This is a genomic window from Pararhodobacter sp. CCB-MM2, assembly GCF_001691415.1.
Classification (GTDB): domain Bacteria; phylum Pseudomonadota; class Alphaproteobacteria; order Rhodobacterales; family Rhodobacteraceae; genus Pararhodobacter.
This window is the reverse complement of the sequence record NZ_LRRR01000054.1, coordinates 1-11903: the sequence shown is the minus strand read 5'-3', so window position 1 is coordinate 11903 and position 11903 is coordinate 1. Positions and strand designations below refer to the sequence as shown.

Sequence of the window (11903 nt, the reverse complement as noted above, 5' to 3'; positions counted from 1 at the left end):
GCCCCGTAACGCGCGACGTGCTCACGGCCCTTCTGGGCACCTGCGACGACAGCCATCGCGGCATCCGGGACCGCGCGATGTTGAGCCTCGCGTTCGCGTCCGGCGGGCGGCGTCGATCCGAAGTCACGGCGCTCAATGTGAGTGACCTCTCGCTGGCCGAGTTCGAGGCGCGCGGGCTCGTCTGGCTGCGGCTGCTGGAAACCAAAACCACCCGCAAGGCAGAGGCCCCGCGCTTGCCGCTGAAAGGCCCCGCCGCCCGCGCGCTAGTGCATTGGCTGGAGGTGACAGCCCTCACCTCGGGGCCCCTGTTCCGGCCGGTATCGCGCGCGGATCGTGTCCTCAAGCGGCGGCTGGCACCCGACGCGATGCGGGTCATCTTGCGCCATCGCTTGTCGCTCGCCGGCCTGCCCGAGGATTACGCCACCCCGCATGGCCTGCGCGCGGGCTTCCTGACACAGGCGGCGCTGGACGGCGCCCCCTTGGCGGCCGCGATGGAACTGTCGCTGCACCGATCCGCGATTCAGGCACAGAAATACTACGCGGATGTCGAGATCTCCGAGAACCCGGCAACGAACCTTCTGGGCGATTGACCAGCAAGGAAACTGTCGCTAACTGGCGAAAATCTTGCAGTATCGGATGCGGTGGATTTACGCTGCGCCCCATGGTCAAGACCCCGAAGAACCCACCCGCCAGCACGCCCGCTGATCACCCGACCGCACAGCCCGCGCAGGTCCCGCCCTCGCTTGCGCAGGATCGTCTGGTGGAGAACCCGCGCGATTTTACCCGTCACGCTAAGGCCCGAAACACCAATAAGGCCTATCTTCCGACTGGGCGCAGTACGTGGCGTGGTGCCGCTCCCGAAGCGCCAGTCCCCTACCCTCTGCCCCGAAACTCGTCGGCCTCTACATCGCCGATCTTGCGGCACCTCAGGAAAAGACCCTGCGCTTTCTGTCGCTTCGATCGAGCGCCGTCTGTCGGGGCTCGCCTGGACCTATGCGCAGCGCGGCACACCGATTGATCGTAAAGATCGCCACATTGCCAGCGTCCTCGCCGGCATCCGCCGGAAGCACGCCAAACCCCCGGCCCCAAAGGCCGCGCTCCTAGCGGAGGATCTTCAAGCGATGCTGCCGACCATACCCCGCGAGCTGCGCGGTGCGCGCGACCGGGCGATGTTGCTGATCGGGTTTGCCGGAGGGCTGCGGCGATCAGAATTGGTTGGTTTCGATCATGGCCGTGACGATACTATCAACAGCGCCGGCTGGGTGCAGGTCGTGGACGAAGGCCTCTTGCTGACGCTCCGCCGAAAGACCGGCTGGCGCGAAGTGGAGATTGCCCGAGGCTCCGCCCCGGAAACCTGTCCCGCGACCGCCCTGAGCCATTGGCTCAACGAAGCCCAGATTGACTTCGGGCCGCTGTTTACCGCCGTCTCGCGCGACGATCTGCGATCAACCGGCGCGCGGCTCTCGGACAAACATGTCGCGCGGCTCGTCAAGTCCTGTGCTGAGACCGCCGGCCTCGACCCGCGGCAGTACTCTGCGCATTCCCTCCGCGCCGGTCTCGACAAATCGGCAAAGGCAGCTGGGCCATGTTTCCGCCAACATGACCCCGCCCGATCAACGCAAAAACAACGGTTTCCGCCTCAACCTCACCAAAGCCGCTAGACTGCGACCGCTCAGCTGTCTTTAGGACTCTATTGTCGATTCGCGCACGATTAGAGCGCCCGCGACCCCTTAGATTCTCCGCCTCTCTGCGCAGAACGTCATTTTTCTTGCTTGAATTCGCCGCGCGTGGCATGGATGAACATGCGCATCGGGAGCAATATGACGTTTCTTGCTGCCGTTGCCCTTGAAAGCATAAATAAAGGCTGCGAAGATAGCCAAAATCGAGACGAGGATGGGCATGCTTGTCACCAGAGAACAAGACGTTCGGTCGGCTTTCGAGGCGTTGAGCAACGACTCGTTGCGCCTTGCGAGCGCGCTTGACGAGCACATCCGGCGGCATTTTGCGCCGGAACGGCGCAAGGCAATGCGATTGCTCCCCTCGACTGAGGTTGCAGACCTTCTGGGTATGACGCCGCAACATCTGCGCACTATCCGGCATGAAGGACGCATCCCGGATGTCGGCTCCGAGGATGCCCGCCGGTCCATCCATTTCACCGCCGAAGACGTCTGGGAAATCCGCAAGGCCCTCGAATCGCGGGCCCGCAAACGTGGACGCTATGTCCCGGGGAGGCAGGAGGGCGAGGGCTTGCAGATCCTCGCCGTGACGTCGTTTAAGGGGGGCTCGGCCAAGACCACGTCCTCGGCATCGATTGCCACCGGCCTCGCGCTCCACGGCTATCGCACGCTAATTGTCGATCTGGACCCTCAGGCCTCGCTGTCCACAATCATGGGGGTGGAGCCGGAAAGCGACGCGCTGACCCGCCCGACGATCTATGACGCTATCCGCTACGAGGACCGGCGATCGATGCGCGATGTCGTGCGCCCGACCTTCCTACACAACCTCCATGTCGCCCCCGCCGCTCTGGTCTTGTCCGAGTTCGAGCAATTCTCGGCCTTCCACGCCATGCAGCGCAGCGCCGACGAACCCTGGTTCCTGCGCCTGAAAACTGCGATATCTGAGGTTGAGGCCGATTTCGACGTCGTCATCATCGACTGCCCGCCGTCCCTCGGCTTCCTGACCATGACCGCGCTGGTGGCCGCGACCAGTCTGGTGATCCCGGTCATACCATCGATGATCGATGTGGATTCGCTGTCGCAGTTCCTGCGGATGGCCACCGACATGCTGGGCGTCCTGATGGAGCACGGCGCGAGCTTTGACTACGATTTCGTCCGATATGTTATCGCTCGTTACGAACCCACGGACGCACCGCAGACCCAACTAGCGGCGTTCCTTCGCACGCAGTTCGGCGACCGCGTGATGACCTCGCCCTTCCTGAAATCAACCGTCGTGTCGGACGCCGGCATGACAAACCAGACCTTGTACGAGATCAACCGCGGCGATGTGACACGCTCGGCCTATGACCGCGCACGGGAAAGCTTCGACGCTGTCGTGCGGGAGGTCGAAATGCTGATGGATCGCGCTTGGGGGAGAGACTGATGGCGAGGAAGAACCTGTTCGGCGCGCCCGGTTCCTCGGGCGCCAGCACCCCGCATGCCCCGTCCCGCCCCCCGCTGCCGGTCGGCTCCTCGGCGGTCAGTCCGCTGGCGCTGATGCGACGGGATCTAGGCAATCTGGTGCGTGACGTACCCACAGACAAGATCGAGAGTTCGCGGTGGCGCGACCGCATGGATCAGTCAGACCCAGAGTTCGAAGCGCTAGTCTGCAGCATTCGCGAGCGTGGTCAGTTGGTGCCTGCGCTGGTCCGCCCCGTCCGCGGCAAAAGCGATCGCTACGAGATCGTGTATGGGCGGCGGCGGCTGGCGGCGGCAATCGCGCTAGGGCAGCCACTGAAGGTCATAGTCAGCGAATTGAAGGATGAGGAAGCTATCCTCGCTCAAGGGATCGAGAACAGTCAGCGGCTGGATCTGAGCTACATCGAACGGGCGCTGTTCGCGCAGACGCTGCTTGACGATGCTGAGATGCCGCGCGATGTGATCGCTGACACGATCGGCGCTCATGTCAGCGAATTGGCGCGCACCCGGGGCATCATCGAGGCCGTGGGCCTGCCTTTCATCGAGGTAATCGGCCCCTGCCACGGGACAGGTCGGCGCGCCTGGCTGGAGTTGTCCGAGGCCTGCAAGAAGGCCCGGGCGCTTGGCTTTGACGATGCGGCCTTTGTGCAAGTGGACCTCTCCTCGACGACGGATGGAGACGCGAGGTTGGCCGCGGCGCTCGTGCATGTGCACCAGATGATCGACGAACCCGAGCCCCCTGCCCCGGCGGCATCCAAGCCCCTGCGGCCCACCACCGAACCGTCTTCTCGGCGCGTCGTGCTCGGCGACCCCGGGCATCGCATCCTGTTCGATGTGGACATGACCCGGAAGGGTCTGAAGATCCAGATCCCGGTCTCAGGGCAACCGGACGGATTGACTGATTGGCTGCGTGAAAACCGGGATGTTGTGCTGAACGATATCTATGAACGCTGGCGGAACGACACCCGCAAGCCATCGTGACGAAACGGGCAGGAGCCCCCTGTCCGAACCACCCGCCCAATACAGAAAGGAGGGCCAGATTGACGCCGAAATAAGGAAGGCCTCCAGACGAGGATCACCTGCCGTAAGCAAATCACGCCCCGCCCGAAGGCCCCTACTTAGCAAATAGACCTTAGCAGCGTGATTCGTTTTCGACAAGAACCGATTTGTCGGAACGAAGGCTTGTATCCTCAAATTGATAGAGATCTGGGCCCAGATTCGTCAGGATCCGGATTGTTGTCTTCACCCGATAATTTTCGGGGTCGAGGCCTTGCCCGGCAACTGGCAAGAAGAGCATGGCACACACCCTCGCCCCCCAAGGCGCCCGCGACACACTCTGGGCAGCCTACAATGACCTGCGCGTCGCACACAAGTCGCTCGGCCTCTCGGCGGGTGCTCTGCGCAGCCTACAAGCCATCCTGAGCTTCGTCACGCAGGGCAACCGTCTCGTCATCCACGCTGGCAATCGTATCCTATGCGAGCGCGCCGCGACGTCCGACCGCACACTGCGACGCCACATTACCGAACTGGTCAAGCTCGGCCTCATCCAGCGGCGATCATCGACAAACGGCAAGCGGTTTCGGGTAAGCGCCCCTGCCGGTGATCTTGTGTTCGGCCTCGATGTCAGCCCCCTCGTCTCACTCGCGACCTCGCTGGCTGACCATGCCCGGGCCGTTCGCACGGATGAAGCCGAGATCAAACAGGCTCGACAGGTGCTGTTGCTGGCCCTGAAACGCGCTGAAACGCAGGGTGATCTCGAAGAGTGCGAACTGACAGAGCCTCGCAAGAAGCTACGCCGAAAACTCTCAGCGACGGCACTGTTGTCCGCAGCAGATGAATTGCTCTCACGGATCCCCGCCCACGAAACCAACGCCGCCATCGACACTACGGCCATTTTGGCCGCCTGCGACAGCCAGAATGGCCGGCACATACAAGAAACAAGGAAAGAAGAATCTTTGTTATCTTGCTCACCTAATTATGCGATAGAGAAAGCTACACCCGAAACAGAGCTTAGAAAGATCAGCGAGAAGCCTGGGGCGGTCGCGCACCAAGAGGACCGGCAAAGGAAAGACGCGCCAGATCTACTTGCGATCGCACGAGCCTGCCCCGAAGCCACGGCGTTCAGCGATGCGCCGCTGCGCAACGATGAAGACGTAATGCGTTTCGCTTGGTCCTTCGGTCCCCTGATAGGCATCCCGCGTAGCCTGCTGCAGGAAGGCGCGCGCGCGCTTGGGCCCGCTTTTGCCGCTGGGGCCGTCATGAGGATTGCACAAGCTGGAATCAACGTGCGCTCACCGGGCGCTTATTTCCGCGCACTGATGATAGGTCCAAAAGCCAATGCCTTCGCACGAAGTCTAATGCTGGAACCACGGCAAGTGGGGCGGACGGGCCAAGTGTTGGCGCGATTGCCCGCGGGCAATCGGTGAGACGGGTCGTGACGGATGTCTAGATACACGAGACTTAGATAGATTGCCCGCGGGCAATCGCGCCAACCTAAGACGGCACACCTACAGAGCTAAGACAAGAATCCGCGTAATCCGTCCTAACAGGCTGCTGAAATACTCTGTCTCGACGCCCATCGGAGCACATGAATCATCGCTACCACGGCACGGCATCCACTGAGAAAGATCGAGTCCGGCGAAAACCGTGCGCTGCGTTCACTGGACAACAAGTTCGACCCGCTCTGCGCCGATGAGGGTCAGCACTCCAACGCGCCGAAACACTTGATCCGGGCCAGTCTGCTGCAGTTCATCTACTACATCCGATCGTCAGGTGATGAAGCATATGGCCTGAAACCTGCTGTTCCGGAGGTTTGTCGGCCTGTGGATCGATGGTCCTGCATGGCTCCCAACCATGTTCATGAAGAAAAGAGACCGACTGCTGACGACGGACATATCTCGTAAGCTATTGGCCGCCATCCTGACGCACCGGGAACTAGCACCGCTGCTGTCTGACCATCACTTGTAAGTCGTTGGTGAGTTGGTGACGACCTCCGCATTGATGAAAAACTTCCTGCCGAATGATAACGAGGTGCCCACCGTAACGACGCGCTGGGTGTTCCGCCAGGCGGCGGTAAATCACCAACATCCTCCCTTGATCAACCCACGCCCGAGCGCGAACCGATGAAGTCCCCCGCACGCCGCAACCGTACCGCAGAAGTCGACTACGGCGGTGAACGACGCTCGAACGCGACTTATGCCTCAGTGACTGATGCCGATGCCCGGTTATTTAAGAGATCGCAACGCACAGGCGCGGCACACTGTTTCACGGGGCATAGTCTCATCGAGAAGAGCTCCCGCCTGGTCGTTCAGGTCGATCTGACGCAGGCGGCCGGCCATGCTGAACGCCGTACCGTCATCGACATGCTTCATCGCCACTCGCCCGGTTCGACCCGCCGGCTGACCCTGGTAGTCGGCCGCGGCTACGACAGCACCGATTTTGGTCGCCGAGCTACGCCAGATGGTTGTCACACCTCATGTTGCTCAGAAGTCCCGGCATTCAGCTATCGACGGATGCACGACCAGGCACCTGGCTATGCCAAGTCACAGCGGCGTCGAAGGAAAATCGAGGAACCATTCGGCTGGATCAAAACCGTCTATGTATCGACCCTATGAAGATCTGCTCATGCTACAAGGGAGAACGTGGCGGTGAGTAGGACGCTGGACAACAGGATCAGACGTTGGACGGCGAAGGGCAAAAGAGTGCTCGTCATCGAGATCATCCAATGCAAAACGACGGTGGTCGAAGCCAGCCGTTCGTTTGACCTGACGCCATCCGAAATCTAGAGCCGGATCGAGGACGCGAGGCGGGGCAGGGAGAATTCCTTGCGCGCCAACCCGGTCGACAGACAGCCGTGAGCATTACGAGCAGCAGCTCAAGGGCCGTCTTGCGGAGGACGTCACGGTGCCGGTCGCCATGCTCTGCGCCTGGTTCGGAGTGCCGCGCTGGAAGGTCTATTACAAGCCGACCAAAGCCGCGCTCGAGCACGCCTTGACTGCCAGGTTCGGCACACTGGCAAATTCGATAAGGATTTCCTTCTGAGGTCGGACAACGGGCTGGTCTTTACGAGCCGGCACTTCACGGCCTTGGTGCGCAGCTATGGCCTGAAGCAGGAGTTTATCATTCCGCATTACCTGCAGCAGAACGGCAAGGTCGAACGGGTCATCCGCACGCTCAAAGAGCAATGCGTTCATCGCCATCGCTTCGAGAGCATTCAGCATGCCTCACGCGTCATCGGCGACTGGGCCAGCGTTTGCAACAACCGCCGCTCTCATCAGGCTCTTGCGATGCACAGGCCGGGCGAGGCGTTCAGATCAGCGGCTTTACCTGAGCAGATTCCGCTGGGTCGATACATCGACGGCATGGCCGGGACCATGGATAGCGGCACCGAGCGAGTGCGCGCTTGCTTCACCTTGACGATGGTCGCCTGCACTCTGGCGAGACTGCCCAAGTTGCTTGCGGCCTGTTGAGCGAAAGTGCCGCCTGGCCTGCCTGCACAGGATCCAGCTCCGACAATCATCCGCCTACAAGAAAGCCGTTCCCCACTGCGCCGTTTGCCAGCAGCCTGTTAGGAAACGCACTGAACCTATTAAGTCGAACGGAGCTATTTCGCTGCATCAGTTCTCCTGAACTGAAACCCATCCGTCTGGCTCAGTAGCCGCCAAACGTCCTCACACGTCTTCGAGCGACGTCACAAATCTCACGAAGATGATCGGGAGTGAAATCTGGCCAAAGCGTCTCTGTGAAGAAAAACTCCGCATAAGCAGCCTGCCACAGCAAGAAATTCGACACCCGCGTTTCCCCCGACGTCCTGATCACGAGATCAGGATCAGGGATATCCGTCGTATCAAGCGAGCCGGCGACCGTCATCAGATCAATCTGCTCGGGATCAAGGCCGTCGTTTGCCACACAATGTGCAAGATGTCGCGCCGCGCGCACGAGTTCGTCGCGGCCCCCATAGTTGATCGCAATCGTAAACGTGAGCTTTGTGTTGCCTTGTGTTCGCTCTTCAACCCACCCCATCAATCTTTGCAACTTCGCGTTCAGCTTGCTCCGATCCCCGATAAAGCGAAGCCGCACATTCTCCGACGAGAGGTTCTCTGCTTCTCGCCTGATGTACCGCGCAAAGAGCGCCATGAGACCAAGGACTTCCTCAGTCGATCGCTTCCAATTCTCCGTGGAAAATGCATAGACTGTCAGGTGCGAGATCCCAAGATCCGGCGCCGAGCGAACAATCTCCTTCACTCGACTTGCACCCTTACGGTGCCCCACCAGACGAGGCCAGCCTTTCTGTGTCGCCCACCGGCCATTGCCATCCATGATGATAGCAACATGAAAAGGGATGCGATCCGCGCCCACCATCAAATAATCCCGTTCCAGCTCCAAGAGGCACGCTCCGTCTTGTCTCCGCAGGCAACGATACGAACCACTGCGAAAAGAGTCGCAAACTACCTATCTCCGCGACACAAACGCGTCGAGCGATATACTCAGTTTCACGCCCGAAACACAACGCAGTGTCTCATCGAGTTTAGGCTTTTCGGCCGCCCTTGCTGGCAGGCATCTGGAACAACGAAGCACTTCTAATGGGAGAGTCCCACGATGCGTCATAGAACTATTGGAGAACTTACGGCGTTCGTGGTTGTCTGCGAGCTCTTGAACTTCCGTGCGGCAGCAGAGGCTTTGGGGGTAACGCCGTCGGCTGTCAGCCAACTTGTGCGTCGCCTGGAATCCAGACTCGGTGTGGACTTATTCGTGCGCACAACTCGTAGCATCCAACTCACACCAAAAGGCCAAGAGATCCTCAGAGAGCTGGGTCCACGCCTGCATGATATTGGTCATGAGCTTGACAAACTAGAGAATTCTGGAAAAGCAGTAGCCGGTTCCTTGGTCATCGCCGCAGAGGAACATGCCGCACAGGTTGCCCTCCTGCCTGTCATTGCATCGGTCCTTAGCCGATACCCTGAGATCACAGTGCGTCTGTGCGATCGGGTTGAGGCCCTGCCCCACAGTGTACAAGCACTGGACGCGTGGGTAAGAAGTGGTTCGGAGCTTGAGCAAGGCGTAGAATCCGTTCGAATTAGCGACCGGATCCAGATGGCGATTGTCGCGACACCTAGCTATCTCTCCAAACATTCTCCCCTCATTGTTCCAGAAGATATTGTCTCGCATCGCATAATAATGCTGCAAGATGCTCAGAATAACAAAAAGTACAGCTGCGATTTTTTGCGTGATGGCGAAATACAACGCATTTCTTCAGAGAAGATAGTAATTGTGCAGACTTTAGCGCTCGCATTGCAGGCTGCGCAGCAAGGCATAGGAGTTGCGTATTTGCCTTTGGACGTGATCAGCAATCAACCTGCACATAGGCCCCTCGTGAAAGTCTTGGACGACTACATGATATACCGGCAGCCATACCACTTGCACTTCCGCAAAATTCATCGAAACTCGCTAATTTTAAGCATCCTTCTTAAGGAGATCCAAGAGGGGCCGTAACACTTGCCTTTCATACGATCACAATATCTCTCGCTGATCTGAGTTCTTCTGCCCAAGCCAAGCATTGCCTATGTGTTTAATCTCTGATGACCTCACTTTCCTTCGGCGATGAGCTCTCTTCATGGGAAAGTCGATGTAGGGGAACCGCATTTGGCTTCGACGACATCCCAGACCCGGGGGTTGACAACGCGCGTCATGACCTCTGCGGGTTACTCGTCATGGCTTTGTCGCAATCCGGAATGGCCACCTCGACCGAGCAAAGAAGCACCTTTTCGGGACTTCCCGAAACTTGAGCATGCGATCCCTGGGTGGTTCTCTGCGTCGGTTAAGGTGCCGCCAGATCGGGCACCTTGCAGCATCATACTGCTGTTGTGCAGAAGATCCAATTATCCGGGGTGCTCTGCTTCCCGAAAACATCTCTTCCGGGATCTGACACCTATGCCAAGCCGATCCGGCGCAGAGCCGTAGAGCGTCGTCAAAGCCGCGTCCAAGGGTTGATGCCCTGCTTCTTCAGCGCCCGGTACATCAGCCACATGTAATAGACGTCGGCCACGAAGATCGCGACGATGAAGGTGATGACGAACTTCCCGTCCTCGGGGCGGGTGAGCATGTAGATGATGCCCCCCGTCATCGAGGTGCCGATCCACTTCGCCCAAGCGATGGTGAAACTTTGGCCGTCGGTGTTGCCGCGCATGTAATACATGGCGATGAACGAGATCGACATGATGGCGTTCTGGATGAAGGCAATCATCTTCGCACCCTCGATCTGGTCGTTGTTGAAATAGACCTCGAACTGCCAGAAGAAGAGCCCGCCGTAATACATGATGAAGAACGAGAAGATCATCATGAAGACGGTGAAGCCGATCCAGTGCCCCTTGCTAAGATTATAGGAACGCTGGAAATATTTATGGCCGTATTTGAAGTAGGTGTACAGGATCACGATATCCAGCGTGGCCCAGATCAGGAAGATGACCTGCGCTTTCAGACCGCCATAGGGGATCAGCTCGCTGTCGGCGCTGCCATAGGGTGGGATGAACAGCGCGAAGACGATTTCCCAGGCCAGGTTCAGCGTCAGAGGCACGATCGGCATGCCGTAGGACTGGTCTTTGAAGCCCCGGTAGATGATGCCGATATAGGTCAGCGCCCAAGTGTAAGTACAAAGGTGGTAGGCGATGATCGTGTGCGTTTCCATCGGAGAAAGGCTCGCTTCTGCTTGAAGTCATTTGCCGTGGGTCCACCCACGTGTTGTGGGATCGGTGCCTAGCATTATCATCTACAACAGCGCAATCGGTCTTGCTGGGCCCCGACACCATGAACGCCAGGCAGATCACCTCGCGGCCATCATAAAGCTCGTTTCTCACGAAGTGCATGACTAAAACTAGCAACTATTTTCACCTACCGAGTTAGGGGTGCCAAGGGATGCCTGTTCTGAGGATGGCGTTTGCGATTGTAACCAGCCTGCGTGCGATAGCGACTATGACCAGCTTGTAGAGTTTTCCGTGTATTTTGAGGGCTGGTGCGATTGCCTTCAGGATGGGGTTGTTCCAGGCTGCGGCCAGTGCGGCATGTAAAAGGACATGTCTTAGTGCGCGCTGACCTCCGGCGATTGCACCGCATTGCGCCACTGTCGTGCGGGGTGGGAGCAAGGCCGGCAATCCGGCGCTGCATCCGGATCCGGCTGTCGGGTATCCCGAGGGCCAAAGTCTGGCACAGCATCTGCGTCGGGGCGGATCCAAGGGCCGAACTTACCCTTCGGTGCGGGCTCCGGCACCGGGCGGGAACTGCCTGGTTTGCTTCGAGCCTCGCGCAAATCAGAATGTTCGTCCGTGCGCGTGTTGGGATCTTGTGTGGGATGTGCCACCGTACTACTCGCTGGCGGCTGGCGGCTGGCGGCTGGCGGCTGGCGGCTGGCGGCTGGCGGCTGGCGGCTGACAAGTTGCAGTGCATGTGCCTTTTAGGGGCAGAAGAAACGAAACAGGCAAACTACAACAGCGGGGACGTCACGAACTTGAAGCCATGTGACCATCATCCGTTCCTTAAGGCGTTGGACTGTTCGCCCCCACCGACCGAAGCACTTCGAGCAGCGTTTCGTAGGCGGAGGGAAACTCTGATGGATTCATGTGCCGACAAGCCATACACCAGCTGACACCCGTCACTTATTCCCGTCGATCCATTTTGACATCAGCCCCTTGTCGCGGAAACACTCCTCTGGCACGGCGCGCTGTTTGACCCGGGCAAGTCGTTCTGCGAAGGCCATCTGCTTCGAGCTGGGAAGCC

At 59.2% G+C, this 11903-nt stretch carries 11 protein-coding genes and 2 pseudogenes; 10 read left to right on the top strand and 3 right to left on the bottom strand.

From position 1 onward, the window contains the following. Together BCY78_RS23875 and BCY78_RS26380 are read left to right on the top strand one after the other, a co-directional pair. A partial coding sequence (locus tag BCY78_RS23875; protein ID WP_145925759.1) for a tyrosine-type recombinase/integrase occupies positions 1 to 590 on the top strand: 590 nt, incomplete at its 5' end. A 531-nt stretch (positions 591 to 1121) separates the two neighbouring features. Further along, positions 1122 to 1661, top strand: coding sequence for a tyrosine-type recombinase/integrase (locus BCY78_RS26380; RefSeq protein ID WP_068306808.1), 540 nt, complete (start codon positions 1122 to 1124; stop codon positions 1659 to 1661). 69 nt (positions 1662 to 1730) lie between these two features. Here BCY78_RS26380 and BCY78_RS25755 read toward each other — a convergent pair whose 3' ends face one another. Next, the gene (locus BCY78_RS25755) at positions 1731 to 1901 is read right to left on the bottom strand and encodes a hypothetical protein (protein ID WP_158516001.1); all 171 of its coding nucleotides are present in this window, start codon (positions 1899 to 1901) and stop codon (positions 1731 to 1733) included. Between BCY78_RS25755 and repA the strand changes: the two genes are divergently transcribed. The 6 genes and pseudogenes from repA to BCY78_RS26375 all read left to right on the top strand — a co-directional run bounded on the left by repA (position 1894) and on the right by BCY78_RS26375 (position 7603). Then, positions 1894 to 3099: a plasmid partitioning protein RepA gene (repA, locus tag BCY78_RS23865; protein ID WP_083195279.1), complete on the top strand. Its 1206-nt coding sequence runs from the start codon at positions 1894 to 1896 to the stop codon at positions 3097 to 3099. The genes BCY78_RS25755 and repA overlap by 8 nt on opposite strands. Next, positions 3099 to 4115, top strand: a complete 1017-nt coding sequence (repB, locus tag BCY78_RS23860; protein ID WP_068306807.1) for a plasmid partitioning protein RepB — start codon at positions 3099 to 3101, stop codon at positions 4113 to 4115. The genes repA and repB overlap by 1 nt, the downstream gene beginning before the upstream one ends. Before the next feature lie 314 nt (positions 4116 to 4429). After that, positions 4430 to 5560 carry a plasmid replication protein RepC gene (repC, locus tag BCY78_RS23855; protein ID WP_068306805.1) on the top strand — a complete coding sequence of 377 codons (1131 nt, stop codon included), beginning with the start codon at positions 4430 to 4432 and terminating at the stop codon, positions 5558 to 5560. 180 nt (positions 5561 to 5740) lie between these two features. Next, positions 5741 to 6748: pseudogene (locus tag BCY78_RS26140) on the top strand (transposase); the annotation flags it as partial. Positions 6749 to 7037: 289 nt separating this feature from the next. After that, a complete protein-coding gene (locus BCY78_RS26135) occupies positions 7038 to 7175 on the top strand; it encodes a hypothetical protein (protein WP_233499488.1) in 138 nt (45 codons plus the stop codon). A 47-nt stretch (positions 7176 to 7222) separates the two neighbouring features. Beyond that, complete coding sequence (locus BCY78_RS26375; RefSeq protein WP_369808727.1) at positions 7223 to 7603, top strand: integrase core domain-containing protein; 381 nt, start codon at positions 7223 to 7225, stop codon at positions 7601 to 7603. Positions 7604 to 7784: 181 nt separating this feature from the next. Here BCY78_RS26375 and uppS read toward each other — a convergent pair whose 3' ends face one another. Then, positions 7785 to 8495, bottom strand: a complete 711-nt coding sequence (gene uppS / locus BCY78_RS23840) for a polyprenyl diphosphate synthase (RefSeq protein ID WP_068306812.1) — start codon at positions 8493 to 8495, stop codon at positions 7785 to 7787. A gap of 237 nt (positions 8496 to 8732) precedes the next feature. Between uppS and BCY78_RS25035 the strand changes: the two genes are divergently transcribed. Next, on the top strand, positions 8733 to 9626 hold the full coding sequence (locus BCY78_RS25035; protein ID WP_083195278.1) for a LysR family transcriptional regulator: 894 nt from the start codon (positions 8733 to 8735) through the stop codon (positions 9624 to 9626). Between the two features lie 475 nt (positions 9627 to 10101). Here the strand turns inward: BCY78_RS25035 and BCY78_RS23825 are convergent, their stop codons facing one another. Continuing rightward, entirely contained in the window at positions 10102 to 10818 is a 717-nt protein-coding gene (locus BCY78_RS23825) for a hypothetical protein (RefSeq protein WP_068305025.1), read from the bottom strand. A gap of 458 nt (positions 10819 to 11276) precedes the next feature. On the opposite strand from BCY78_RS23825, the pseudogene BCY78_RS25025 reads away from it, so the two are divergent. Then, positions 11277 to 11558: pseudogene (locus tag BCY78_RS25025) on the top strand (RES domain-containing protein); the annotation flags it as partial. Between the last annotated feature and the right edge of the window lie 345 nt (positions 11559 to 11903).

Coding starts and splice junctions, on each gene's coding strand:
- uppS (WP_068306812.1), bottom strand. CDS start 8,495: ATGGTGGGCGCGGATCGCATCCCTTTTCATGTTGCTATCATCATGGAT.
- repA (WP_083195279.1), top strand. CDS start 1,894: ATGGGCATGCTTGTCACCAGAGAACAAGACGTTCGGTCGGCTTTCGAG.
- BCY78_RS25755 (WP_158516001.1), bottom strand. CDS start 1,901: ATGCCCATCCTCGTCTCGATTTTGGCTATCTTCGCAGCCTTTATTTAT.
- BCY78_RS23825 (WP_068305025.1), bottom strand. CDS start 10,818: ATGGAAACGCACACGATCATCGCCTACCACCTTTGTACTTACACTTGG.
- repB (WP_068306807.1), top strand. CDS start 3,099: ATGGCGAGGAAGAACCTGTTCGGCGCGCCCGGTTCCTCGGGCGCCAGC.
- repC (WP_068306805.1), top strand. CDS start 4,430: ATGGCACACACCCTCGCCCCCCAAGGCGCCCGCGACACACTCTGGGCA.
- BCY78_RS25035 (WP_083195278.1), top strand. CDS start 8,733: ATGCGTCATAGAACTATTGGAGAACTTACGGCGTTCGTGGTTGTCTGC.
- BCY78_RS26380 (WP_068306808.1), top strand. CDS start 1,122: ATGCTGCCGACCATACCCCGCGAGCTGCGCGGTGCGCGCGACCGGGCG.